26 protein-coding genes are annotated in these 22,624 nt (G+C 70.1%); 13 read left to right on the top strand and 13 right to left on the bottom strand.

Annotation, left to right across the window (positions count from 1 at the left end; translation table 11 throughout):
• Positions 1 to 449: 449 nt before the first annotated feature.
• Complete coding sequence (locus H180DRAFT_RS22520) at positions 450 to 749, top strand: DUF4193 domain-containing protein (RefSeq protein ID WP_016470291.1); 300 nt, start codon at positions 450 to 452, stop codon at positions 747 to 749.
• A gap of 31 nt (positions 750 to 780) precedes the next feature.
• Positions 781 to 1,581: a hypothetical protein gene (locus H180DRAFT_RS22525; protein WP_254666146.1), complete on the top strand. Its 801-nt coding sequence runs from the start codon at positions 781 to 783 to the stop codon at positions 1,579 to 1,581.
• 66 nt (positions 1,582 to 1,647) lie between these two features.
• Here the strand turns inward: H180DRAFT_RS22525 and H180DRAFT_RS22530 are convergent, their stop codons facing one another.
• Positions 1,648 to 2,127: a DUF3093 domain-containing protein gene (locus H180DRAFT_RS22530; protein ID WP_055487929.1), complete on the bottom strand. Its 480-nt coding sequence runs from the start codon at positions 2,125 to 2,127 to the stop codon at positions 1,648 to 1,650.
• A gap of 110 nt (positions 2,128 to 2,237) precedes the next feature.
• Between H180DRAFT_RS22530 and H180DRAFT_RS22535 the strand changes: the two genes are divergently transcribed.
• From H180DRAFT_RS22535 to H180DRAFT_RS22555, 5 genes are all read left to right on the top strand, one after another.
• Entirely contained in the window at positions 2,238 to 2,852 is a 615-nt protein-coding gene (locus H180DRAFT_RS22535; protein WP_055487973.1) for a PaaI family thioesterase, read from the top strand.
• Positions 2,849 to 3,370: a dUTP diphosphatase gene (gene dut, locus H180DRAFT_RS22540; protein ID WP_079100320.1), complete on the top strand. Its 522-nt coding sequence runs from the start codon at positions 2,849 to 2,851 to the stop codon at positions 3,368 to 3,370. Before H180DRAFT_RS22535 ends, dut begins: the two co-directional genes overlap by 4 nt.
• A gap of 1 nt (position 3,371) precedes the next feature.
• The gene (locus tag H180DRAFT_RS22545) at positions 3,372 to 4,157 is read left to right on the top strand and encodes a DUF3710 domain-containing protein (RefSeq protein WP_055487930.1); all 786 of its coding nucleotides are present in this window, start codon (positions 3,372 to 3,374) and stop codon (positions 4,155 to 4,157) included.
• 219 nt (positions 4,158 to 4,376) lie between these two features.
• Positions 4,377 to 4,787 (top strand): OB-fold nucleic acid binding domain-containing protein, encoded by a 411-nt coding sequence (locus tag H180DRAFT_RS22550; RefSeq protein ID WP_055487931.1) that lies wholly within the window; start codon positions 4,377 to 4,379, stop codon positions 4,785 to 4,787.
• A gap of 3 nt (positions 4,788 to 4,790) precedes the next feature.
• Positions 4,791 to 5,708, top strand: coding sequence for a DUF3159 domain-containing protein (locus H180DRAFT_RS22555; protein WP_055487932.1), 918 nt, complete (start codon positions 4,791 to 4,793; stop codon positions 5,706 to 5,708).
• Between the two features lie 60 nt (positions 5,709 to 5,768).
• On the opposite strand, the gene H180DRAFT_RS22560 is transcribed toward H180DRAFT_RS22555, so the two are convergent.
• Together H180DRAFT_RS22560 and H180DRAFT_RS22565 are read right to left on the bottom strand one after the other, a co-directional pair.
• Positions 5,769 to 6,437, bottom strand: coding sequence for a potassium channel family protein (locus H180DRAFT_RS22560; protein ID WP_074466938.1), 669 nt, complete (start codon positions 6,435 to 6,437; stop codon positions 5,769 to 5,771).
• Positions 6,438 to 6,471: 34 nt separating this feature from the next.
• Positions 6,472 to 7,140 (bottom strand): potassium channel family protein, encoded by a 669-nt coding sequence (locus H180DRAFT_RS22565; RefSeq protein WP_055487934.1) that lies wholly within the window; start codon positions 7,138 to 7,140, stop codon positions 6,472 to 6,474.
• 78 nt (positions 7,141 to 7,218) lie between these two features.
• Here H180DRAFT_RS22565 and H180DRAFT_RS22570 point away from each other — a divergent pair, with 78 nt between their 5' ends.
• The 4 genes from H180DRAFT_RS22570 to H180DRAFT_RS22585 all read left to right on the top strand — a co-directional run bounded on the left by H180DRAFT_RS22570 (position 7,219) and on the right by H180DRAFT_RS22585 (position 11,830).
• Positions 7,219 to 9,312 carry an APC family permease gene (locus H180DRAFT_RS22570; protein ID WP_055487935.1) on the top strand — a complete coding sequence of 698 codons (2,094 nt, stop codon included), beginning with the start codon at positions 7,219 to 7,221 and terminating at the stop codon, positions 9,310 to 9,312.
• A gap of 186 nt (positions 9,313 to 9,498) precedes the next feature.
• Positions 9,499 to 10,848 (top strand): class I SAM-dependent RNA methyltransferase, encoded by a 1,350-nt coding sequence (locus H180DRAFT_RS22575; RefSeq protein ID WP_055487936.1) that lies wholly within the window; start codon positions 9,499 to 9,501, stop codon positions 10,846 to 10,848.
• 281 nt (positions 10,849 to 11,129) lie between these two features.
• On the top strand, positions 11,130 to 11,390 hold the full coding sequence (locus H180DRAFT_RS22580; RefSeq protein WP_055487937.1) for a ribbon-helix-helix domain-containing protein: 261 nt from the start codon (positions 11,130 to 11,132) through the stop codon (positions 11,388 to 11,390).
• Positions 11,387 to 11,830: a PIN domain-containing protein gene (locus H180DRAFT_RS22585; protein WP_055487938.1), complete on the top strand. Its 444-nt coding sequence runs from the start codon at positions 11,387 to 11,389 to the stop codon at positions 11,828 to 11,830. The genes H180DRAFT_RS22580 and H180DRAFT_RS22585 overlap by 4 nt, the downstream gene beginning before the upstream one ends.
• Positions 11,831 to 11,938: 108 nt before the next feature.
• On the opposite strand, the gene H180DRAFT_RS22590 is transcribed toward H180DRAFT_RS22585, so the two are convergent.
• A complete protein-coding gene (locus tag H180DRAFT_RS22590; protein ID WP_254666147.1) occupies positions 11,939 to 12,601 on the bottom strand; it encodes a sigma-70 family RNA polymerase sigma factor in 663 nt (220 codons plus the stop codon).
• Between the two features lie 49 nt (positions 12,602 to 12,650).
• Here H180DRAFT_RS22590 and H180DRAFT_RS22595 point away from each other — a divergent pair, with 49 nt between their 5' ends.
• The gene (locus H180DRAFT_RS22595) at positions 12,651 to 12,938 is read left to right on the top strand and encodes a zf-HC2 domain-containing protein (protein ID WP_055487940.1); all 288 of its coding nucleotides are present in this window, start codon (positions 12,651 to 12,653) and stop codon (positions 12,936 to 12,938) included.
• 181 nt (positions 12,939 to 13,119) lie between these two features.
• Here the strand turns inward: H180DRAFT_RS22595 and H180DRAFT_RS22600 are convergent, their stop codons facing one another.
• The 9 genes from H180DRAFT_RS22600 to H180DRAFT_RS30830 form a co-directional block, all read right to left on the bottom strand.
• Complete coding sequence (locus tag H180DRAFT_RS22600; RefSeq protein WP_254666148.1) at positions 13,120 to 13,788, bottom strand: PE-PGRS family protein; 669 nt, start codon at positions 13,786 to 13,788, stop codon at positions 13,120 to 13,122.
• A gap of 452 nt (positions 13,789 to 14,240) precedes the next feature.
• Positions 14,241 to 15,677 (bottom strand): PepSY-associated TM helix domain-containing protein, encoded by a 1,437-nt coding sequence (locus H180DRAFT_RS22605; RefSeq protein ID WP_055487942.1) that lies wholly within the window; start codon positions 15,675 to 15,677, stop codon positions 14,241 to 14,243.
• Between the two features lie 201 nt (positions 15,678 to 15,878).
• A complete protein-coding gene (locus H180DRAFT_RS22610) occupies positions 15,879 to 16,886 on the bottom strand; it encodes an ABC transporter substrate-binding protein (RefSeq protein WP_055487943.1) in 1,008 nt (335 codons plus the stop codon).
• Positions 16,865 to 17,677 carry an ABC transporter ATP-binding protein gene (locus H180DRAFT_RS22615; RefSeq protein WP_055487944.1) on the bottom strand — a complete coding sequence of 271 codons (813 nt, stop codon included), beginning with the start codon at positions 17,675 to 17,677 and terminating at the stop codon, positions 16,865 to 16,867. The genes H180DRAFT_RS22610 and H180DRAFT_RS22615 overlap by 22 nt, the downstream gene beginning before the upstream one ends.
• On the bottom strand, positions 17,677 to 18,813 hold the full coding sequence (locus tag H180DRAFT_RS22620; RefSeq protein ID WP_079100325.1) for a FecCD family ABC transporter permease: 1,137 nt from the start codon (positions 18,811 to 18,813) through the stop codon (positions 17,677 to 17,679). Before H180DRAFT_RS22620 ends, H180DRAFT_RS22615 begins: the two co-directional genes overlap by 1 nt.
• 50 nt (positions 18,814 to 18,863) lie before the next feature.
• Entirely contained in the window at positions 18,864 to 20,177 is a 1,314-nt protein-coding gene (locus H180DRAFT_RS22625) for an MFS transporter (protein WP_055487945.1), read from the bottom strand.
• Positions 20,174 to 21,019, bottom strand: a complete 846-nt coding sequence (locus tag H180DRAFT_RS22630) for a Rossmann-like domain-containing protein (RefSeq protein ID WP_055487946.1) — start codon at positions 21,017 to 21,019, stop codon at positions 20,174 to 20,176. The genes H180DRAFT_RS22625 and H180DRAFT_RS22630 overlap by 4 nt, the downstream gene beginning before the upstream one ends.
• A gap of 95 nt (positions 21,020 to 21,114) precedes the next feature.
• Positions 21,115 to 22,131, bottom strand: a complete 1,017-nt coding sequence (locus H180DRAFT_RS22635) for a pyridoxal-phosphate dependent enzyme (RefSeq protein WP_055487947.1) — start codon at positions 22,129 to 22,131, stop codon at positions 21,115 to 21,117.
• Between the two features lie 12 nt (positions 22,132 to 22,143).
• Positions 22,144 to 22,266 carry a hypothetical protein gene (locus tag H180DRAFT_RS30830; protein ID WP_302622451.1) on the bottom strand — a complete coding sequence of 41 codons (123 nt, stop codon included), beginning with the start codon at positions 22,264 to 22,266 and terminating at the stop codon, positions 22,144 to 22,146.
• Between the two features lie 206 nt (positions 22,267 to 22,472).
• On the opposite strand from H180DRAFT_RS30830, the gene H180DRAFT_RS22640 reads away from it, so the two are divergent.
• On the top strand, positions 22,473 to 22,624 hold a 152-nt coding region (locus H180DRAFT_RS22640), incomplete at its 3' end, for an IS110 family transposase (protein ID WP_139151427.1).

A 22,624-nucleotide genomic window follows, 5' to 3' on the forward strand; every position in this document is an offset into this window, starting at 1 on the left:
GGCGGTCCTCCGGGGCACTCCGGAGGCGCGACGGAGTTCCGTACCGGCGCAGACCGGGGCCGGATCCGGGAGGGTAACCGCCCGGGTTCGCCGTATGCGGAATTTTGTCCCGTGGCGCGCACCAGCCCTGTCTGTGATCGATCACACACGCGATTTTCCCGGGGCCCACCCTGGGTGACCTCGAAAGGGAAGAATTACCGGAAAATCCGGGTTTCCGCAGGTGGGAATCGTGGGCAGTACCCGGGGTGCGTGCGCGCAGCGCGAGCAGGGGACCGTTTAAGGTCTCCTCGGCAACTGACGCGATCACCTCTTCAGGGGCGCGGTTGGGTGTCGATTGAGTAACAGACCTTGATGTGAGGCAAAATCTCCGCCTCAGGTCGGGCACATCTCCGGCCTCTCATGCGTTACGAGCGCTGAGACACCACAGAAACCCAGAGGGGGAGAGCGAAATGGCTACGGACTACGACACCCCACGCAAGACCGATGACGACGTCAACGAAGACAGCATCGAGGAACTGAAGGCCCGGCGGAACGACAAGTCGGCGTCCAACGTGGACGTGGACGAGTTCGAGCAGGCCGAAGGCCTGGAGCTGCCCGGCGCGGACCTCTCCAACGAGGAGCTGTCCGTACGCGTCCTGCCGCGTCAGGCCGACGAGTTCACGTGCATGAGCTGCTTCCTCGTCCACCACCGGTCCCAGCTGGCCGCCGAGAAGAACGGCCAGCCGATCTGCCGCGACTGCGCGGCGTGAGTGGGGCGGGGCTGCCGTAGTGGCGGACCACATGCGTGACGACGAGCGAGGCGAGCCTGACCAGCGGACCTCGCTCGTGCCTGTACCCGCGAAGTCCCGTCAGCGGCCCCGTCTCCCGTGGCCGCGCAAGGGGGGCGGCGACGCGGGAGACGACGCGGAGCAGCGCGGCAAGGTGCGGGCCTTCCTCGGGCTCGTCGCCGACCGTGTCATCGACGTCGCGCCCCGTATTCCGGTGCGCGATCTGGAGACTCTGCGAAAGCAGTTTCCCGGCCTCGGGCCGGAAGAGATCGCGGACAAGCTGGTCGCCGGGGCCGCGCGCAGCTCGGCGACCGTCGGTGCCGGAGTCGGCGCCGCGGCGATGCTGCCGGTGCCGCCGGCGATGCCCGCCGAGCTGGCCGCCGAGATCGTCGGCGTCGCCTCCGTCGAACTGAAGCTCATCGCGGAGCTCCACGAGGTGTACGGACACCGCCTGCCCGGCAACGTCAAGCAGCGGGCGGCGGCCTGCATCGGAGCGTGGACGTCCGAGCGCGGTATCGACATCACCAGGCCCACCACGTTCAACGCCGCCCTCGGCGGCCAGATGAAGCGTGAGCTGAGGCAGCAGCTGCTCAAGCGGACCGTACGCAATCTGCCGAACCTGACGCCCTTCATGGTCGGCGCGGCCGTCGGCGCCGTGATGAACAGCCGGGACACCCGAAAGATCGCCGAGAAGATCCGCGCCGACCTGCGCGCCGCCGGAAACGGCTGGGAAGCGCTGCCGCCCGGCGCCGGAGAAGACCCCGACGGCCTGGGACCGGGCGGCTGGACCGCACTGCCCCCGTCCCCCCGCTGAACCGTCCCACCGGGCCGTGCTCACATCGAGCCGTCCTCCCGCCCGTCCGCCGCGCCGGCGGAATCCTCACTCGGGTGCGGTCTGCCGCGGTCCCGCGGTGGCCGCCGCGAGCGCGTCGGCCAGCTTCCGCGGGGTGCGAGTCGAGAGATAGAGGTACGGCGTCGGATCGGCCGGGTCCGTCACCTCCACACGCACCGCGGTCCTGATGTAGCTGCGCAGCAGCATGTGGGCGCGCGGGTCCGACTTGTGCGTGCGCCAGGCGAAGGCCTCCTCCTCGTCCAGCACGTGCGCGGTCCCCAGTGCGGAGAGCGGCACGCGTGCGTCGCCCGCGACCAGCGAATCCGCGACGACGCGGATGCGCGCGGAGCCGTACGAACTGACCGCCACCGCCGCGAGAACGCCCGCCACCGCCAGCCCGCCGAGCATCGGCAGAACTCCCAGGGGAAGCATCGTCAGCGCGCCCCCGAGGCCGAAGAGGCCGGCGATGAGCCACCAGGAGCGGGGAGCTGTGAGGCGTTCGTCGTAGGGCCGATCCTGAGCAACCATGTGCCAAGCCTGTCACGGGCGATGCGGGCACCGGGCCGGGGATCCGCGTCTCTTCGGCGTCACCCGGGCGCAACTCGGCGGTAAGGTCTGCACACGTGAGTACAGCCCCACTGCGGAACGCCCCCGGGACCCCGGGCAGGCCCGATCCGCCGAAGACATCGCTGACGCCGCCGCCCGAGGCCGGCGCAGCGGTACGACACCCCGACGCACCGGCGCCCGGGGAGCTGCTGGGCTCCCACTACGGGCACTGTTTCGGCTGCGGCGCCGAACAGGCGCACGGCCTCCACCTGGAGGCCAGAGCGGGCGAAGGCGTCGACGTCACCGCCGAGTTCACAGTCCGTCCCGTGCACCAGGGCGCTCCCGGCCTTGCGCACGGCGGCGTCCTGTCCACGGCCCTCGACGAGACGATGGGCTCGCTCGGCTGGCTCATGCACACGATCATGGTGACGGGACGCCTGGAGACGGACTTCGTCCGCCCGGTCCCGGTCGGCACCGTGCTCCATCTCAGCGCGTCCGCCGCCGCGGTGCAGGGCCGGAAGGTCTTCACCACGGCGACGGGCAGGATCGGCGGCCCCGAAGGCCCCGTCGCCGTCCGTGCCGAGGCCCTCTTCGTCAAGGTGCAGGTGGAGCACTTCACCGACCACGGGCGCGACGAGGAGATCCAGGCCGCCATGGCCGACCCCGACCAGGTACGGCGGGCCCGGGCGTTCGAGGTGAACCCGTGAGCCGCCCGCCCGTCGACGTCATGCTGCGGCGTCTGGACCCCGGCGTCCCGGTCCCCGCGTACGCCCATCCCGGAGACGCGGGCTGCGACCTGGTGACCACCGAAGCGGCCGAGCTGGCGCCGGGGGAGCGCGCCGTGCTGCCCACGGGGATCTCCATCGCTCTGCCCGAGGGCTACGCGGCGTTCGTGCACCCGCGCTCGGGCCTCGCAGCTCGCCGGGGCATCTCCTTGGTCAATGCACCCGGAACGGTCGACGCCGGGTACCGTGGAGAGATCAAGGTGATCGTGGCCAATCTTGATCCGCGCGAGACCGTGCGGTTCGAGCGTCTCGACCGCATTGCCCAACTCGTCGTCCAGCAGGTGGAGAAGGTGCGTTTCCACGAGGTGGCGGAGTTGCCGGGCTCGGCGCGGGCCGCGGGGGGATTCGGCTCCACAGGCGGTCACAGCCAGGCCGCCGCACATCAGAATGACAACGTTCCGGTCGGAGCCGACCGGCATTCCGACCTGAGAGGACAGTGACGTGTTCCGACGTCGTCGCAACAAGAGCGAAGAGCCTGAGACGGGCACCTCCGACGACTTCGGCTCGTACCCGCAGGACGGAGAGGAGCCCCTTCCCGCCGATGCGGTCGCGGACGCCGAAGCGACGCGTGTGAAGCTGCCGCCGGCGCCACGTCCCGACGGCCCCTGGGACGTGAGCGAGGTCTCCGACCCCGGCAACGGCCGGGTCAACCTCGGCGGCATGTACGTGCCGGGCGTGGAGGGCATGGAACTCCGGGTCGAGGTCGCGGGAGAGTCGATCGTCGCGGCCACGCTCGTCGTCCAGGACAGCGCCCTCCAGCTGCAGGCCTTCGCCGCTCCCAAGCGCGAGGGGCTGTGGGAAGAGGTACGCGAGGAGATCGCGACCGGCATCACCAAGCAGGGCGGTGTGATCGACGAGGTCGAGGGCCCGCTGGGCTGGGAGCTGCGCGCCCAGGTCCCGGTGCAGCTGCCGGACGGGACGAACGGAGTGCAGGTCGTGCGCTTCGTCGGCGTCGACGGCCCGCGCTGGTTCCTGCGCGGGGTGATCTCCGGCCAGGGCGCGGTGCAGCCGCAGATGGGCGGACTGCTGGAGCAGGTCTTCCGGGACACGGTCATCGTCCGCGGCGAGTCCCCGATGGCTCCCCGCGACCCGATCGTCCTCAAGCTCCCCGAGGACGCGCAGATGGTGCCGGACGGGGTCCAGCAGGAGACCGTCGAGGAGGGCTCGCGCTTCGCGGGCGGCCTCGACAAGCTGCAGCGCGGCCCCGAGATCACCGAGGTGCGCTGACCCCACGATTCGCAGACGTGGACGAGCCGCCGTGCGTGCCCGCCGAGAGCGGGCCGCCGGCGGCTCGTCGCGCACGTGGCGTCTTCCCGGACCCCGGGCGTTGCTGTTCCGGCCCGACGGGCTCGACGCGCGCCCGGCCCGTCTCCGCGGAGCCCTGCCGGTCTTCGCCGTACTGGATCAGCCGCTGTCGCAGGGTGCCCGCACCGGTACGCTGGCAACATGACTGGCGCCACCCGAGCAGACAAGGCACAGCGCGGTGGAGGCGGGCGGTTCAAGCGTTTTCTGGAACGGCTGTCCTCCTCCGAGGAGGAACTGCACTCGCAGGAGTTGCAGCAGGAGGCCGACAGCACGGGCTGCACCCGCATCGCTGCCTGCGGGGACCGTCAGATCGTGCGCGTGACAGGTACGCTGCGCACCGTCACCCTGCGCCCACGGGCCGGGGTGCCGACGCTGGAGGCGGAGCTGTTCGACGGGTCCGCGCCTCTCGACGTGGTCTGGCTGGGCCGCCGTGCCATCGCCGGCATCGAACCCGGCCGCGGCCTCACCGCATGGGGGCGGATCTCGATGAACCACGGCCGGCCGGTGATGTTCAACCCCAAGTACGAGCTGCGACCCATCGGACAGGAGTAGTGGGTGACCCCTCTCGACAAGCCGACCGCGGACGGAACCGGAGCAGGGACCGGAACAGGTCCCGATTCCGGAACCGGGGCCGACGGAGAGGCGGTTGCCTCGCGCGCCGTCACCGAAGCAGCGCTCTTCGAAGCCTTCGGCGGATTCCGCGGACTGGTGGAGACGACCCTTCCGGGTCTGGTCTTCATCACGATCTACACGGTCAACAAGGACATCCACGCCGCGGCGCTGACGGCCCTGGCGATCTCGGCCGTGCTGGGCGTGACGCGGCTGGTCCGTCGTGACACGGTCAAGCACGCCTTCAGCGGAGTCTTCGGCGTCGCCTTCGGCGTGCTCTTCGCGATGATGACCGGCAACGCCAAGGACTTCTATCTGCCGGGCATGTTCTACACGCTCGGGCTGGCGGTCGCCTACCTCGTCACGGCCGCGGCCGGTGTGCCCCTGCTGGGCCTGGTGCTGGGGCCGGTCTTCAAGGAGAACCTCTCCTGGCGCAAGCGGAATCCGGGCCGCAAGAAGGCGTACACGAAGGCCAGTTACGCATGGGGCCTCATCCTGCTCGGCAAGTGCGCCGTCCTCTTCCCGCTGTATCTGTGGGGGGACACGACGAAGTTCGGCTGGGTGACGATGGCGCTGAAGATCCCGCCGTTCCTGCTCGCCGTCTATCTGACGTGGATCTTCCTCGCCAAGGCGCCCGCCCCCATCAACGTCATCGCGGAGATGGAGGCGGAGGAGAAGGCCGAGCAGGAACGCGAGCAGCGGGGCGAGCGGGAACAGGCCCAGCGGAGCACGCTCGGCACGACCGGCGGGGAGTTCGCCGATGACGCGTCACGCGCGCTGCTCGCGGACTCCGAACGGCTCCGTGACGACCCCTCCGGCACCGACGGCCGCCGCCCCGGCCAGGCCGGACGGCACCGCCGCTGAGGCGACTCGCGGCGTCCTCCGCTGCGGAAGTCCGCCGCGCGGCGCTCCGTCGCGCGGCGGCTACCCGCCGACACGCATCGAGAGCAGGTCCTCCAGCTGTTCCTCGCGTGCCGGAGCCGCCACGAACAGCAGCTCGTCGCCCACTTCCAGCGCGTCGTCGCCGTCCGGCACCAGCACCCGGTTGCCCCGGATGATGGTGACCAGAGCGGTGTCCTCGGGCCACGTCACATCGCCCACACGTGTCCCGGCCAGCGCCGCCTCGGGCGGCAGCGTCAGTTCCACCAGGTTCGCGTCGCCCTGCGAGAAGCGCAGCAGCCGCACCAGGTCGCCGACGCTCACGGCCTCCTCGACGAGGGCCGACATCAGACGCGGCGTCGAGACGGCTACGTCGACACCCCACGACTCGTTGAACAGCCATTCGTTCTTCGGGTTGTTGACCCGCGAGACGACCCTCGGAACGCCGTACTCCGTCTTGGCGAGGAGCGAGACCACCAGGTTGACCTTGTCGTCACCGGTGGCCGCGATCACCACGTTGCAGCGCTCCAGCGCGGCCTCGTCGAGCGAGGTGATCTCGCAGGCGTCGGCCAGCAGCCACTCCGCCTGCGGCACGCGCTCCACCGAGATCGCCGTCGGCGCCTTGTCGATGAGCAGCACCTCGTGGCCGTTCTCCAGCAGCTCGCCCGCGATCGAGCGGCCCACGGCACCGGCCCCCGCAATAGCTACCCTCATCGGCCGAGTCCCCTGTTCGATGTGCGTACGCCGGTCACGAGCGCCCCTCCTCGGGGCCTGTCCCGAAGACGGCCTCCACCTCGTCGATCTGATCGCAGCGCATCATCACATGCACCAGATCGCCTTCCTGCAGCACCGTCTGCGAGGTCGGCAGCATCGCTTCACCCACCCTGGTGAGGAAGGCGACGCGGACCCCCGCCTCCTCCTGGAGTCTGCTGACCCGGTGGCCCACCCAGTCCGGGGACGTGTGCACCTCCGCGAGCTGGACACCGCCGCTGGGATCCCGCCACAGCGGCTCCGCACCGGAGGGGAGCAGCCGGCGCAGCATCTGGTCGGCCGTCCAGCGCACCGTGGCCACGGTGGGGATGCCGAGGCGCTGGTAGACCTCGGCCCGCTTCGGGTCGTAGATGCGCGCCGCGACGTGCTCGATGCCGAACATCTCCCGCGCCACCCGCGCGGCGATGATGTTGGAGTTGTCACCGCTGCTGACCGCGGCGAACGCCCCTGCCTCCTCGATCCCGGCCTCGCGCAGGGTGTCCTGGTCGAAGCCGACCCCGGAGACTCTGCGCCCGCCGAAGCCCGAGCCCAGCCGGCGGAAGGCTGTCGGGTCCTGGTCCACTACCGCGACGGTGTGGCCCTGCTGCTCCAGCGCCTGCGCGAGCTCGGCGCCAACCCGGCCGCAGCCCATGATCACAACATGCACGCCCGTCCCTCTCGTCACATACAGCGGGCCGTCTCAGGATCGCACGGCTGACCGCATACGATCCTCCCCGTGCCAAGGATGACCCATCTACCGAAGCGGCTTCTGCTCGGGCGTGCGCTTCGCAGTGACCGGCTCGCGCAGACACTGCTGCCGAAGCGGATCGCGCTGCCCGTGTTCGCCTCCGACCCGCTGTCGTCGGTGGCCTATGCACCTGGAGAGGTTCTCCTCGTGCTTTCGGTGGCGGGGATCTCCGCGTACCACTTCAGCCCGTGGATCGCCCTGGCCGTGGTGATCCTGCTGTTCACGGTCGTCGCCTCGTACCGGCAGAACGTCCGGGCCTACCCGTCCGGAGGCGGTGACTACGAGGTCGCCACGACGAACCTGGGGCGCCGGGCCGGCCTCACCGTTGCGAGTGCCCTGCTCGTCGACTACGTGCTGACCGTCGCCGTGTCGATCTCCTCCGGGGTGGAGAACCTCGGCTCCGCGGTGCCGTTCGTCGTCGAGCACAAGACCCTCGTCGCCGTGCTCACCATCGTGTTGCTGACGCTGATGAACCTGCGCGGCGTACGGGAGTCGGGCAAGCTCTTCGCCGTCCCCACCTACTGTTTCGTGGCCGGCGTGATCGGGATGATCGTCTGGGGCGTCATACGCGGGGCCGTGCTGGACCATGAGATGCGGGCGCCCACGGCCGACTTCGAGATCAGGACCGAAGAGCCCGGCGGGCTCGCGGGGTTCGCCCTCGCCTTCCTGCTGCTGCGCGCTTTCTCCTCCGGCTGTGCGGCCCTCACGGGGGTCGAGGCGATCAGCAACGGCGTACCGGCCTTCCGCAGGCCCAAGTCACGCAATGCTGCCAACACCCTCGCCATGATGGGCCTCATCGCGGCCGTGATGTTCGCCGGCATCATCGCCCTGGCGCTGGCCACCGACGTGAAGATGGCGGAGAACCCGGCGTCGGACCTGCTCATCAACGGCAGCCCGGCGGGCTCGGATTACAACCAGGACCCCGTCATCACGCAAGTGGCGGCCGCGGTCTTCGGGAGCGGTACCTTGCCGTTCGTCTTCCTCGCCGCCGCGACGGCCCTCGTGCTCTTCCTGGCCGCCAACACCGCGTACAACGGTTTCCCGCTGCTCGGTTCGATCCTCGCCCAGGACCGTTATCTGCCACGGCAGTTGCACACCCGCGGCGACCGCCTCGCCTTCTCCAACGGCATCGTGATGCTGGCGGGCGCCGCAGCCATACTCGTCGTGATCTACGACGCCGACTCCACCCGCCTCATCCAGCTCTACATCGTCGGCGTCTTCGTCTCCTTCACGCTCAGCCAGACCGGCATGGTGCGGCACTGGAACCGGCTGCTGGCCGAGGAGACCGACCCGGCAGCGCGCCGACGCATGCACCGCGCCCGCGGCATCAACGCGTTCGGGGCCTTCTTCACCGGGCTCGTCCTGGTCGTCGTGCTGGTGACGAAGTTCTCGCACGGCGCCTGGGTCTCGCTGCTGGGGATGCTGCTTTTCTACGGCGTGATGACCGCCATCCGCCGCCACTACGACCTCGTCGGCCAGGAACTCGCGGCAGACGATCCCAAGGAGGAGCGTGTCCGGCCCTCCCGCGTGCACTCCATCGTGCTCGTCTCCAAGACGCACAAGCCGACGCTGCGCGCACTCGCGTACGCGAAGCTGATGCGCTCGGACACCCTCGAGGCCCTCACCATCAGCGTGGACGCGCAGGAGACGGCAGCGCTTCGCAAGGAGTGGGAGGACGCCGGCATCGACGTCCCGCTGAAGATCCTCGACTCGCCCTACCGCGAGATCACGAGGCCCGTCGTCGACTATGTGAAGCGGCTGCGCACCGAGAACCCCCGGGACCTCGTCAGCGTCTACATCCCGGAGTACGTCGTCGGCCGCTGGTACGAGCAACTGCTGCACAACCAGAGCGCGTTGCGCCTGAAGGGCCGGCTGCTCTACACACCCGGAGTCATGGTGACCTCCGTGCCCTGGCAGCTGGAGTCGTCCGAACTGGCGCGCAAGCGCCTCAGGAAGCGAGCCGAGTGGAGCGCACCGGGCGCCGTGCGGAGGGGGCCGGCGGCGCGGCCGGGAGGGAGCCGCGGCGGCAGGGGCAGGAACGGTGGCGGCGGGGGCCCGCGCGCCGGGAAGCCGGGCGGGAACGGGAAGTAGACTGCACGGTCGGCACCGGACAGGCTGCCGGCCTCGGCCGAGGGCCTGCCGAGGACCGCTCCGCCCACGATGCGGCGCAACCACCGCTCGGGCCGTGCCCGCACGGAATCCCCGACCGCCCCGACGTACCGACCACACGATCCGCTGCCAGCCGCCGCGATTCCGCACCTCTGGAGTTCACCCGCCATGCCCGATGCCCCCGCAGACGCTCCCGCTCCCACGCTGGTCGGTGAGGAGTACGAGGTCGAGATCGGCCCCGTCGCACACGGCGGCCACTGCGTGGCCCGTACGGAGGCGGGGCGGGTGCTGTTCGTACGGCACACACTGCCCGGAGAGCGCGTCGTCGCCCGCGTCACCGAGGGCCGGGAGGATTCCCGCTTCCTGCGCGCGGACGCCGTGCGCGTGCTGGAGGCCGCGAAGGACCGCATCCCCGCACCCTGCCCCTTCTCCGGTCCGGGGCGCTGCGGCGGCTGCGACTGGCAGCACGTGAAGCCCGGGGCGCAGCGGCGCCTGAAGGGCGAGGTGCTGACCGAACAGCTGTGGCGGCTGGCCCAGTTGACGCCGGAGGACGTCTCGTGGGACGGCACCGTCGAACCGGCGCCCGGGGACAAGGTTCCCGCGGGCGAGGTGCCGGGGTGGCGGACCCGCGTGCAGTTCGCCGTGGACGGCGAAGGACGCGTGGGGCTGCGCCGGCACCGCTCTCACGAGGTCGAGCCCGTCGACCACTGCCTGATCGCCGCCCCCGGAGTCGAGGAACTCGGCGTCGAGCGGCGCGAGTGGCCGCAGATCGCGGGCATCGAGGCGACCGCCGCCACCGGCTCGCAGGACCGGCAGGTGGTCCTCACGCCGAAGCCCGGCGGCCGGCTCCCCATCGTCGAACTGGACCGTCCCGTCTCGGTGTTGAGGGTGGGGGAGAAGGGAAGCGACAAGGGACGCCTGCACCGCGTGCACGGCCGCGACTTCGTGCGCGAGCGGGCCGACCACCGCACGTGGCGCATCGGCGCCGGCGGTTTCTGGCAGGTGCACCCGCAGGCCGCGGAGCTGCTGGTGGACGCCCTGATGCGCGGACTGACCCCGCGCAAGGGCGAGATGGCGCTCGACCTGTACTGCGGCGTCGGCCTCTTCGCGGGCGCGATCGCCGACCGCATCGGTGAGAGCGGCGCCGTCCTCGGCATCGAGTCGTCCAAGCGCGCCGTGGAGGACGCCCGGCACAACCTGGCGGACTTCCCCCGGGTCCGGATCGAGCAGGGCAAGGTCGAGTCCGTGCTGCCGCGCACGGGAATCACGGAGGCCGACCTGGTCGTGCTGGATCCGCCGCGTGCGGGCGCGGGCAGGCAGACCGTGCGCCACATCGCCGGCCTGGGGCCGCGGAGGATCGGCTACGTGGCATGTGATCCGGCAGCGCTGGCGAGGGACTTGGCCTACTTCAGGGACGCCGGCTACGTGCCGCGCTTCCTGCGCGCCTTCGACCTCTTCCCGATGACGCACCACATGGAGTGTGTGGCGATCCTGGAGCCGCTGGGGAAGGGCGCGTGAACTGCGGGTTCGCGGTCTGTGTGCCGGCGGCCTGGTTCCGGAAGCTCGACGGGCGGATGGCGGTCCATCTACGAAATCGATGTGACCTGCAGTTCTGTGTTGACGAAATGACCGGGCGGACAGCGGTGTCACCGCGGCTCTCGCTGGGGAGCCGGATGGCCGCAGCCGGTGAAGGTGCGTCCGCAGGGGCGTCGGCGCGCCCCCTGCCGAGCTTGCGTGAGAGGCAGTGGGGTCGCTTCCGGCGACATACATCAGCGTGGTACATGCGCTAGGCTTGGTACATGTCCATGAAGCGAACCAACGTCTACGCCGACCCGGAAGACCTCGCCATCATCAAGGAGGCGGCGAAGCGGCGGGGGATCAGCGAGGCCGAGATCATCCGCCAGGGCATCCACCTCGCGGCCATGGCGAACCGCGTCTGGGACGAGCCGCTTTTCTCCCGTACGTTCGAGGGATCCGGCCGTACGCCCACGAAGCGCGACGTGCGCAACGCCGTCGCCGACGCCGCTGTCCGTGAGAGCGAGGCCGGATCAGCCGCGTGATCATCGTCATCGCGGACACGTCCGGGCTGCTGGCCGCGCTCGACTCGACCCATCCGGAGCGTCGGCCGGCCGGCGAGGCGATCATGGCTGCGGGTCTGCTGGTGATGTCTCCACTGCTGCTCGCCGAGATCGATCACGTCGCCACTCGCGAACTCGGCAGGGAGGCGGCACTCAGCGCGGTCGATGACATCCGGCACTGGATGCGTCGTGGTCGCGTCGTCGTTCCCGAGATCACCGAAGATCACCTCGGGGCCGCTCAGTCCGTACGCGCCCGCTACAGCAGTCTCGACCTGGACCTGGCGGACGCCGTGAACGTGGCCCTCGCCGCCGACTACGACACCGACGCCGTCCTCACCCTCGATCGCCGAGACTTCCGCGCCGTGCGCCCCCTCGGTCGTCACAAGGCGTTCCGACTGCTGCCCGACGATCTGCCCCTTTGAGCGGACCGTCCAGTTCCGGGTCGGCCGCGGAGAGCGGCAGGCGCCGGGGATGCAGAGGCGGCGGCCCCGGACGCGCAACGATGCGCCTTCAAGGGCCGCCGCATCCCGTCAAGCCGCCGAACCCGCCAGGGCGACCCGGCCGTCACCCGGTTCGACCCGGCCGTCACCCGGTTCCGCGTGCCCTGCGGGCCGGCCGGTGACGGTGGCGTCCCCGGCCGGGCGGTCCGCCTCCGCCTCTTCCAGAAGGGAGATCAGGCTCTCGCGCGCCCGCGCGACGCGTGAGCGCACCGTGCCCAGCGGGCAGCCGATCACCGCTGCGGCCTGCGCGTAGGAGAGTCCGAGGAGTTGGGTGAGGACGAACGCTTCGCGGCGCCGGCCGTCGATGACTGCCAGCAGTTCGCTCAGCGCCACTCCCTCCTCGAATCCGGGCAGCCCGCGCGGCTGAGCCTTCTCCACCGCCGTCTCCCAGTCGTCCGAGGCCGAGAGCCGGGGACGGCACGAGCCGGCGCGGATGCGGTCGGCCACAGCCCGGCGGGCGATGGTGAGCAGCCAGGTACGGGCCGAGGACCTTCCCTCGAACCCCGGCAGACTCCGCAGCGCGCGCAGATAGGTCTCCTGGACGAGATCGTCCGCGGCCTGGGCGTCGCCGCTGAGGTGAGTGACGAACCGGCGGACATCGAGTTGCGTGGCCCGGACGAACTCCTGCGCCGCCTCCTCGTCTCCGGAGCGGGCGGCCAGCGCCCACGCCGTCGCTTCCGTGTCGTCAGCCACCGTACGGCTCCCCTCCCCGCCACCGGAGCGGACCGAGGAGGATGGGCGCATGCTCTGCTCCCGCGCCCGCACCGCCCTCTCCGCCCGGCTCGACGAGGAGGACCTGCCTCCCGGTGTCACCGGGCGGAGACTGGAGGAGCACCTGACGGGATGCGCCGACTGCCGGGCGTGGGAGGTCAAGGCGCTCCGGCTGCGACGGGACGTCACCGGCGACGTGCCGGGTGACGTCACAGGGAGCTCCGGGTGCGGGGGACAGGCCCCGCACCCGGGGTCGCCGGGAGGCAGCTTCGACGGTCCCGGTCCGGCTTCGGGGAGTCCTGGCCGGCGGGCCTGCTGAACGGAGCTGTTTCCGAGTGGTGTCTGGCGGGGTCCCGGGGGGTCCGGGCGCCCGCGTGCGCACAGGGGTCATCGTCTGACGTCCTTCGGGTGATCCGGCTGCCGTGTCCGGTCAGCCGGTGAACGATCCCGCGCCCGGCGCCTGCGGGCAGGCGCCGGCCGGGCTTACGGCCGTGCTGTCGTCAGACAGCCCGGCCGCCCGGCGGACCTCTCAACCAGATGACGTGACTCAGGAAGAACTGCCGCGGAGCGCGCCGCCGTTCCGGGCGGCCCGGCCGCAGTACGGGAATCGGCGCCGGCAGGGAAAGTGCGGGAGTGGTCAGGAGCGGCCCGAAGAACTTCGCGGACGCCACACGCAGAAGCTGGAAGACCGCCCGCTCTCCGCCCCACATCCACCAGGCGCTGAGCAGCGCCACGAGGAGGTGGGCGGCGAGCATACCGGTCGAGTCGCCGTGTCCGCCGTGGAGCGGGGCCGGAACGTCCCCTCCGGAACCGGGCGTTGCCGGCGGCGCGTGACTCGCCGTCCCGTGCTGCATGTGCGGGCTCATGTCGTGGGCGTGACCGGCCAGTTGTCCGTCCGTCGCGTGCATGCCGTGCGACCCGTGCGTCCCGCCCGTCCCGCGCGTTGCGTGCAACCCGGGGGGTGCGGCATGTGCGGACGAAGGGGCCCCTTGAGGCGTCGTGGCTTGGCCCAGCGAGAAAGCCGTGTGCAGGAAGAACTGCGTGAAGACCGTCAGGGCGCCGACGAGCAGAGGCCCGCGCTCCCTGCCCGTCAGGAACCAGGCGACGCCGGCGGTGCCGGCCCAGCCGACGGCGAGCATCCAGGCCGGCACCGTATGTCCGGACGTCATCGCATGTCCGGTCGCCGCGAGCACCGCACAGACAGCCGCGAACGCTCCGGCGCGCAGCACTCTGAGGACGCTTCCCGCATGCATGGTCCGCCCATCGTCGCACCCGCTCAGCGGGCCGGACATGGACGGCCGAAAACCGCTCACTCACGGACAGAAGCTGTGAACGCGCGGCCGGCGGCCGTCCCCTGGCGCGTCTCGTTCCGTGTCCCGCATTCCGCCGCACCCGATGACCGGCTGTTGTGACGGAACATGACCCCGACGTCCTCGGCGTTCACGCTGATCGCCGGGGAAGGGACGGGATGCGACGGGACGCAGCGTGGCGGGTCCGACCGTGCCCCACCCCGGCAACTCAGGTGAGGAGTACGGATATTGGCTTGCCGGCCCGCCACGGCGCGTGGACCCGCCAGGATCGTCGGCGCGCCGGTGAGTACCCGGCGCAGACCGGGCGCGCATCACGCCTCCCGGTCGCGGCGCACCCGCCCAACCAGGAGATCCACGGCCAGGAACAGCAGCAGCGGGATGCCGAACCACGGGAGCCAGTACGCCACGAGCGCGGTCACGGCGACGGCGGGGGCAAGCACCCTTCCCGGGAGCCGGCGCCACGCTCCGCGCGCCGGAGCACGTCCCGCTCGCGGCAGCCGCCCGGAGGAAGCGCTGCTGCGCATGGGCCGTCGCAGCCACCACATCCGGTAGCCCCAGAAGATCATTCCGATCAGCGCGAGGGCGAGCACGGCCAGCACGATCTGGTTGACCAGACCGAACAGCAGGCCCATGTGCGCGTCCACGCCCCAGCGGGACAGCTTCGCCAGCAGGGGGTAGTCGTCGAAGCGGAGAGTCGCGGTGATCTCGCCGGAGTCCGGTGCCACCGCGACCGAATCCTGCCGCTCCGGCCAGGAGCGGGTGTTCTCCTTCACGACGTACGCACTGCCGTTGCCGGCAGGGGGCGTGATGTCCAGGACGCCGCCGAGCCCGGCTTCGCGCGCCGCTCGTACGGCGCCGTCGATGCCGATGTCCCGGCCGCCCGCCTCTCCCGCTCCCGCTCCGTGGCCGTGGCCGTGGTCGTGTTCTTGCGCTTTCGGCACGCCGGCCGCGACCGTCGGCGTAGGGCTGTTCAGCTGCTCCCGGAGCTGTGTGATGTTGGCTCCCGCGTATGCGGACCACGTCAGACCCGTCGCCGACAGCCCCAACAGGCCTGCGGCCGCCCAGAGTCCGACCGCTCCGTGCCATGACCTCACCCGCCGTCGTCCCGCGGGCGCCGACTGCTCGGGAAGCAGCGTGCGGCGCAGCCTGCGGCGCGAGCGCCGCGCCCCGATCCACAGCACCAGCCCGCCGGCGACCTCCACCCACAGCCAACTCGCCGCGATCTCGCTGTAGTTGCGTCCGAGATCGCCCAGGTGGAGGTTGCGGTGCAGATCGTCGAACCAGGCGCGCGCCGGAAGCCACTGCCCGAAGGTCTCCAGCGTGCCCAGCACCGAGTGGTCGTAGGGATCGACGAAGGCGGTCCGCGTGTACCCCTCCTCCAGCCCCGGCTCCTCGAAGACGACCCGCGTACTGTCATCGGGGCCCGGCCCGGTCGTCACGGAGACCAGGGTGCCGTCCGGTACGGCCTTCTTCGCCGCGGCCACCTGAACCTTCAGCGAGTCCGGTTCACCTCGCGGGGCCACCTTCAACTCGTGCTGGTACAGCGCCCTCTCCAACTGGGGTGTCGCCGTGTAGAGAAGACCGGTCACGGCCGCGACAAGCAGGAACGGACCGATGAAGACTCCAGCGAAGAAGTGCAGGCGCAGCAACAGCGCCCGTATTCCCGCCCATGTGCCCGCCGTGTCTGTTGCCGGCGCCCCGGAAGGTGACTCCTCCACCCGCGGCGAAGTAGCCGTGCTGCTCACCATGGTCTTCCTCTCCCTGCTCCTGTCGGCCCCCGGTGCGGGGGTGCGGGCAGGTAGTCGGCGGGAGCGACGGCCCGGTTCCCGCGCGGCCTGCTCGAAGGATGTGACCCCTCGCACGCGCTGCCGGCCCCGGCGCCGCCGTCCGCATCTTCGCGGCCACGGAACCGCGAAGAAATGCGGAACGAGGGGGAGGGGTTCGTGGAGTCAGCGTTCCAGGTTCCGCATGTATTCGCCGAACTTCTCCAGGCCGTCGATGTTGCGCGGGCCGCTGATGCCCTCGTTGTAGTCGAGGATGAAGAAGTTGTTCTTCTTCACGGCGGGCAACTCCTTGGTCTGCGGCGATTTCCTGAGGAACTCGATCTTCTTCTCGGCGGGTTTGTCACCGTAGTCGAGGATGATGATGACCTCCGGCCGGGCCTTGGTGACGCTCTCCCAGTTCACCTGTGTCCAGCGCTCGTCGAGGTCGGAGAAGATGTTCTTCCCGCCGGCCTTCTTGATGATGTCGTCGGGCGGGACCTGGTTGCCTGCCGTGAAGGGCTGGTCGGTACCCGAGTCGTAGAGGAAGACGGGGGCGGGGTCGCCCTTCGGTGCCTTCGAAGCCACGGCCTTCTCCCGCTCCCGCAGCTCGTCGACGACCTTCTTCGCCTTCTCCTCCACCCTGAATATCTTCCCGAGCCGCTCCAGGTCTGTGTAGAGGGCTTCGAACGGCTTCTTCTTCTCGGGAAAACCGGGGTAGTTGTAGCAGCTCTCGGTGTGCATGAAGCTCTGGATCCCGAGCTTGTCCAGGATCTGTGGGGTGATACCGCGCTGGTCGCTGAAGCCGGAGTTCCAGCCGGCGACCACGAAGTCCGACTTGGCGTCGGCGACGAGTTCCTTGTTGAGGAGATCTTCGCTGAGCTTCTTCACCTCGGCGTATTCGGACGCCCATGGCGACTCGCTCACGGGAGGGTTCGCCGGTGGCATCACGTAGCCGTGGACGTGCTTCGTCAGCCCGAGACTGAAGAGTTTGTCGGCGCTTCCTCCCTCGTAGGCGACAGCGCGCTTCGGGACGGTGTATTCGACCGGCTCTCCGCACCTTTTGACGGTGACCTTCTCCGAATTCTTCCCGCCGGTCGCGACGTCGGCGCCGCAACCGCTGAGGAGGAGTGCGGCGGCGGTCGATCCGATGACGGCGTGCCGCCGCGCGTTGTTCAGTGGCCGGATGACGGGCATGACGTGTCACTTCCATTCGGTGATGAAGGGCTGAGGGAATACAGCAGTTGCGGATCTCCGGTCAGCGGGTGGCTGACGAGGGTGGTGCGGACGCCGAAGACGTCGTGAACCAGCCGGGGGGTCAGGACCTTCTCCGGAGTTCCGGTGGAGACCAGACGTCCCTCGGAGAGGACACCGATGCGGTCGCATGCGGCGGCGGCCAGGTTCAGGTCGTGCAGCACGATCAACGTGGTCAGGCCCGTGCCGCGCAGCAGCGACAGCAACTCCACCTGATGCCGCACGTCGAGATGGTTGGTCGGCTCGTCGAGGACGAGGACCGCAGGCTCCTGGACGAGAGCACGGGCGACGAGAACGCGCTGCCGCTCGCCGCCGGAGAGCGTCATGACGCCGCGCCCGGCCAGGTGAGCGATGCCGAGCTGTTCCATGGCCCGCTCGCACAGCTCCCGCTCCCTGTCGCCGAGCACCTGGTTGCCCCGCATGTGGGGTGTACGGCCCAGCGCGACGATCTCCTCGACGGTGAAGTCGAGTTCGACCTCCCCGTCCTGGGCGAGGGCGGCGACGAGCCGGGCACTTCGCCGCATGCTCAGCGACGACAGCTCCTGCTCACCGATCCACACCGTCCCGGAACTGGGGCGCAGCGCCCGGTAGATGCACTTCAGCGCGGTGGACTTGCCGCTTCCGTTCGGTCCGACGAGACCGACGCACCGCCCGTCCGTCACGTCCAGGGAGAGGTCGTGCACGAGTTTCCTGCCGTCGGTGACGACCGAGAGCCGGTCGAGTGTCAGGTCCATCAGCGGCCTCCGAACATGTAGGCCCTGCGGCGCATCAAGGAGACGAACACCGGGACGCCGACCAGCGCGGTGATGACGCCGAGGGGAAGTTCCCGCGGGGCGACGAGAGTCCGGGCCACCAGATCCACCCAAACCATGAAGACCGCTCCCACGAGAGGAGCGACCGCGAGTACGCGTGCGTGGGTGGCTCCGACGACCATGCGGACCAGGTGAGGCATGACCAGACCGACGAAGCCGATGGCACCGCTCACGGCGACCATCGCGCCGGTGACGAGCGAGACGAGGACCAGGAGCCCCTTGCGGTGCCGGTCGGGGTCGACACCCAGGCTCGCCGCGGTCTCGTCGCCGAGCGCCATCACGTCCAGCGCGCGGCTGAAGCGCCTCAGCACGACCACCCCGAGCAGCACCGCCGCGGCCACGACGGGCAGGGCGGCCCACGTGGCGGCGCCGAAGCTGCCCATCGTCCAGTACAGGACCGTGCTGGTGGCCTCGCTGTTGGGGACCAAGTAGATGATCAGACTCATGACGGCCTGGAAGCCGAGTGCCATGGCGACGCCGGTCAGGACGAGCCGCAGCGGCGAGAGCCCGCCCCGGCTCGCCGCTGCTCCGTACACGAGGGCCGAAGCCGCGAGCGCTCCCAGAAAGGCACCGGCCGACATGGCGTGGACCCCCAGACCGGCGAGCCCGCCGGTGACGGTGACGCCCACCGCGCCGACGGACGCCCCTGAGGAGACGCCCAGCACGTACGGGTCGGCCAGCGCGTTGCGCACCATCGCCTGGATGGCCACACCCGCGGTGCTCAGACCGGCCCCGACCAGCGCGGCCAGCAGCACTCGGGGAGTGCGGATCTCCCAGACGATCTGATAGGTCGTCGCCTCGCTCGCGCCGATCTGCCCGCCGCTGAGGGCCGCCCAAAGGTAGCGGGCCGTCTCGCCCGGCCGGATCACCGCAGACCCGAGACCGATCGCCACCACGACGGAGACCAGCAGCACCACGAACAGAGCGACGCAGGCCGCGGTCAGACCCCGTCGCGGGGACGACGGCCCCGGACCAGGGGCGCCCGCAGCGCCGCGCGCGCTCTCGTCCGTGTGTGCGCCACTGCTCCCCGGCGGCGCGGAGGGGGCGGACGGGTGCATGCGCAGTCCTTTCCGGAACACAGAGGCCGTGTTCATGGGGAGTGAGCCGGTCACGAGGCTCCTGACGTACCGGACGAACCGGCGTTCTCCCCGCCGTCCGCGCCGATGTGTTCGCCGGGCAGACGGGAGACCAGGAACGCGGCACCCAGCGCGGCCGTCACGAGCGCGCCGAAGACCAGAGCGACCCCGGGATAACCGGCGAGACCCAGACCGACGCCGCCGAGGGACGCCCCCGCGAAGACGCCCAGGCTCATCCCCGCGGCGTTGATGCTCAGCGCGGAACCGCGCAGCGCCCCGCAGCGCCGCACGAGCAGACTCACGGCGCAGGCGGCGACGACCGCGTGACTCGCCGCGTGGAGCGAGGTGAGGACGAGAGCGGACGGAAGCCGGCGTGTGAAGTAGAACCCGACGACGGAGGCCAGAGCCACGACGAGGCCGAGGATGAGCAAGTGCTCCGTACGCACCCGCGGCCGGGCCGAGTTCGTGAGCCGTCCCGTGAGGAGATTGCTCACGAAGAACGAGGCACCGCTGAGCGTCCAGACCAACGAGAAAAGACCGGGGCCGAGTTGGAAGCGGCTGTCGTAGTACGCGGCCAGGTAGGCCAGATACCCCATGAACACGGCCGTGCGGAGCAAGGAGATCAGCAGCAGGGGCACCGCGCCCCGCACCGCAGCGAGGGCCCTGAAGGAGGCGAGGTAGCTCAACTTCCCCCCGCCGTCGGCCTCTTCCTCCTCCTCGACGTGGGAGCGGCTGCGCCGGGAGAGCAGGATCGCCGCGAGCAGCAGCGAGGCGACCGTGACCGCCAGGAGGTCTCCCTCCCACCCCCAGAAGACCGCCGGAAGCGCGATCAGGGGCGCCGCCAGCATCGCCGTCATCGACTGGGTCGCCGTGACCAGCGTCGCCGCTCTGCCGGCCGCCTTCCCGGAACCGAACCGGTCGGCCGCCGCCGCTGTCAGAGCCGGGTTGAGTACGGCCGTCCCCGCCCCCACGAGCAGGCAGAACGCCACGAGAAGCAGGTACTCGCCACTCGCGCCGAGCGCGGTCGAGACCGCAAGCACTCCGAGCCCGCCGGCAGCCGCCCACTCCTTCGGAACGCGGTCGATCAGCGGTGCCAGTGCCGTACCCACCAGCAGCGCCGCGAGCCCGCCGAGTCCGCGGAGCCCGCCCATCGCCGCGACGCTGCTCCCGGACTCGTCCGCGATCGGGACGAGATAGGTGCTGAAGACGGTGAACGGCAGCAGCCCGACCGCCGAGGCCAGCAGGATCGGCCACAGCGCACGCGTCATGTTCAGGTCGCTCGGAAGGTGCTCACCCGCTCCGGACTCCTCGCGCCTCATGTGTGAAGTCCCGGCGCCGGCGCTCACGATGCCTCCTCGAGTGCCGGCGCGGAGCTGTCGGCCCGGTAGCGGTACAGGACGGTCGCGTCGGCGCTGAACTGCGAGAACGGGAAGGCCTCGGCTGACAGGGCGGTGACGCCGCCGGTAAGGAACGCGCGGGCGACGGCGCTGCCGGTCTGCGCGTAGACCACGAGCGGGATGTCGTGCAGCCTGCAGTGTTCGAGGATCAGGTCGAACGTGCCGTTGCTGAGCGTCATGCCGGTGGCCACCACGGCATCAGCTCGCCCCAGGACCTCGGTCATGTCGTCCGATACCGGCTCGCCCCACTGCGTGGTGCGAAGGTTCAGGTCGCAGGGCAGGCAGACGCCGCCCCGCTCCCGTATCGCTTCGATCAGCGGATTCACCACACCGATCAGAGCCACCTTGGCGCCCGGTTCGACGTCGAGGAGCCCGGCGATGGCGGCGTCGCGCGCCCGTGCCCTCAGTTCCGGGGTTCCGGTCGGCAGGATGAGCGGCTCGGCATCGGCGGCGTCCCGGTGCGGTCGCACGTTGGACAGGTAGGCATCCAGTGCGGCGATACGCACCGGCGTCGTCTCGCTGCGCAGCAGTCTCTCCAGTGGGAAACCGGAGGCGTTCTCGCAGAAATCGGGGCTCAGTTCACCCGCTTCGAAGGAGCAGGCGCCGAAGCTCTCACCGGCGCGCAGCAGGAGATAGTGGTTGTGGTACGTGACCTCGCCGCCCGCCAGGCGCGTGGTGTGGTAGAGCCAGAATGCGCTGGTGACGGTCACATTCTTCGGATCGGGACCGTAAGCGCCCTCCAGTACTCCCTCGGTCAGTTCCGTGACGGTGTGCGGCTTCGGGTTCGGCATTTCTCGGTTCTCTCGTCGAGTGGTGGGTGGATGCTCTGTCCTCCGAGCAGGAGCCGGTCGTTCCCGGCAGACGCCAGGTGCTGTGCGCGAACGCGTCAACTGCCGTGCTGCGAAGCGGAGATACCGGTCCACGAGGCCGTCGACCACGGATGCCTCAGCTCGTCGAGGGACGTGATCTCGTGGGGTGCGAGGGTGTCGATGTCCTGGGCCCTGCGGTGCTGGGCGAAGGCACTGTCGACATAGCGGTGACCTGTGTCCGCCGCGATGAACACGTAGGTCGGCGAGCCGTTTCTGCGGCAACGTTTCCGCTCCCACAGAGTGGTCAGGTATGCCGCACCGGCTGACAGCCCGGCGAATATTCCGGTGCTTCGCAGCAGTTCGACAGAACCGGACAGGGCGCATTCGAAGTTGACCCAGTGAATGCGGTCGTACAGCTCGTGCCGGACGTTCCGGAACTCTATGGCGCTGCCTATGCCTGCGATGATCATGTCCGGGTCCGAGACGTTCTCCGACCCGAACGTGACGCTGCCGAAGGGCTGTACGCCCACCACGGACACATCCCGGCCGGCCTCTCTGAGGTACGTGGCGAGGGCGCCCGTCGATGCCCCGGAGCCGACGCCGCCGACCAACGTGACCGCGCCCGGCGGGATTTCCCCGTCCATGACCTCGGCGACGTCGCGGTAGCCGTAGTAGTGGACTGCGTCGTGATACTGGCGCATCCAGTGGTAGGTCGGGTTGTCCTCGAGGATCTCTGCGATGCGGCGTACCCGAAGCTCCTGGTCCAGTCTCAGGTTCTTCGACGGCTCGACCTGTTCCAGGGTGGCGCCGAGAATCTCCAGTTGCACCCGGAGCGTCCGGTCCACGGTCGTGGAGCCCACGATGTGGCACTTGAGCCCGTAGCGGTGGCAGGCGAGTGCCAGCGCCTGCGCGTAGATGCCGCTGGAGCTGTCGATGAGCGTGTCGCCCTGCTTCACGGCCCCGGAGTCGAGCAGATGGCGAACCGCCCCCAGAGCCGAATAGATCTTCATCGTCTCGAAACGCAGGCAGATCAGATCCTGTTGCACGCGGATCAGATCGGGCTGCTTCATCGCTTCCGCAATGTGTGGATGCATCCGCAGGCCCTGTCAGACCGCTGCGTTCCGGCGCAGCCCGGACAGGAACGGCGGCACCTCCTGGAGAGCCCATGCCCTGGTCCCGGCCGGGTCGCCGGCGGAGAGTGCTGTCTTCGTGCGGCCTTGCTCCCGCATGGCTCCTCCGTAAGTTGTTGGGCGGCCCAGGAGGGCCGGGTGTGGCTTATGGCTTCTTGCCTTCAGTGGCTTCGCAGGAGTGGCCGCCCGGTCCTCCCGGGCGCCCTGGCTGCTGATTGAGATGTGTGTTTCGGTCGCTGATTACGGAGATGACAGCGGGGTGTTCCTCGGGCCAACGGTGTGCTGTTGGAACTGAGGAGGGGCGAGTGAACGGGCGACGGGCCCAGGTCTGGGCCGGCATCGATGCAGGCAAAGGGCATCACTGGGCGGCGGTAGTCGACGAGACCGGTGCGACGCTGTGGTCGAAGAAGATCGACAACGACGAGTCGGCGGTCCTGACCGCGCTCGGCGAAATCCT

The sequence above is a fragment of the Streptomyces sp. WMMB 322 genome, from assembly GCF_900090145.1.
GTDB lineage: Bacteria > Actinomycetota > Actinomycetes > Streptomycetales > Streptomycetaceae > Streptomyces.

Bases quoted from the DNA above. Each gene is read 5' to 3' on its own strand.
- H180DRAFT_RS22595 (WP_055487940.1), top strand. From the start codon at position 12,651: ATGCTCTGCTCCCGCGCCCGCACCGCCCTCTCCGCCCGGCTCGACGAG.
- H180DRAFT_RS22530 (WP_055487929.1), bottom strand. From the start codon at position 2,127: ATGGTTGCTCAGGATCGGCCCTACGACGAACGCCTCACAGCTCCCCGC.
- H180DRAFT_RS22630 (WP_055487946.1), bottom strand. From the start codon at position 21,019: ATGCCGAACCCGAAGCCGCACACCGTCACGGAACTGACCGAGGGAGTA.
- H180DRAFT_RS22520 (WP_016470291.1), top strand. From the start codon at position 450: ATGGCTACGGACTACGACACCCCACGCAAGACCGATGACGACGTCAAC.
- H180DRAFT_RS22570 (WP_055487935.1), top strand. From the start codon at position 7,219: ATGACCCATCTACCGAAGCGGCTTCTGCTCGGGCGTGCGCTTCGCAGT.
- H180DRAFT_RS22610 (WP_055487943.1), bottom strand. From the start codon at position 16,886: ATGCCCGTCATCCGGCCACTGAACAACGCGCGGCGGCACGCCGTCATC.
- H180DRAFT_RS22605 (WP_055487942.1), bottom strand. From the start codon at position 15,677: ATGGTGAGCAGCACGGCTACTTCGCCGCGGGTGGAGGAGTCACCTTCC.
- H180DRAFT_RS22560 (WP_074466938.1), bottom strand. From the start codon at position 6,437: ATGAGGGTAGCTATTGCGGGGGCCGGTGCCGTGGGCCGCTCGATCGCG.
- H180DRAFT_RS22635 (WP_055487947.1), bottom strand. From the start codon at position 22,131: ATGCATCCACACATTGCGGAAGCGATGAAGCAGCCCGATCTGATCCGC.
- H180DRAFT_RS22615 (WP_055487944.1), bottom strand. From the start codon at position 17,677: ATGGACCTGACACTCGACCGGCTCTCGGTCGTCACCGACGGCAGGAAA.
- H180DRAFT_RS30830 (WP_302622451.1), bottom strand. From the start codon at position 22,266: ATGCGGGAGCAAGGCCGCACGAAGACAGCACTCTCCGCCGGCGACCCG.
- H180DRAFT_RS22525 (WP_254666146.1), top strand. From the start codon at position 781: ATGCGTGACGACGAGCGAGGCGAGCCTGACCAGCGGACCTCGCTCGTG.
- H180DRAFT_RS22575 (WP_055487936.1), top strand. From the start codon at position 9,499: ATGCCCGATGCCCCCGCAGACGCTCCCGCTCCCACGCTGGTCGGTGAG.
- H180DRAFT_RS22580 (WP_055487937.1), top strand. From the start codon at position 11,130: ATGTCCATGAAGCGAACCAACGTCTACGCCGACCCGGAAGACCTCGCC.
- H180DRAFT_RS22550 (WP_055487931.1), top strand. From the start codon at position 4,377: ATGACTGGCGCCACCCGAGCAGACAAGGCACAGCGCGGTGGAGGCGGG.
- H180DRAFT_RS22620 (WP_079100325.1), bottom strand. From the start codon at position 18,813: ATGCACCCGTCCGCCCCCTCCGCGCCGCCGGGGAGCAGTGGCGCACAC.
- H180DRAFT_RS22600 (WP_254666148.1), bottom strand. From the start codon at position 13,788: ATGACGTCCGGACATACGGTGCCGGCCTGGATGCTCGCCGTCGGCTGG.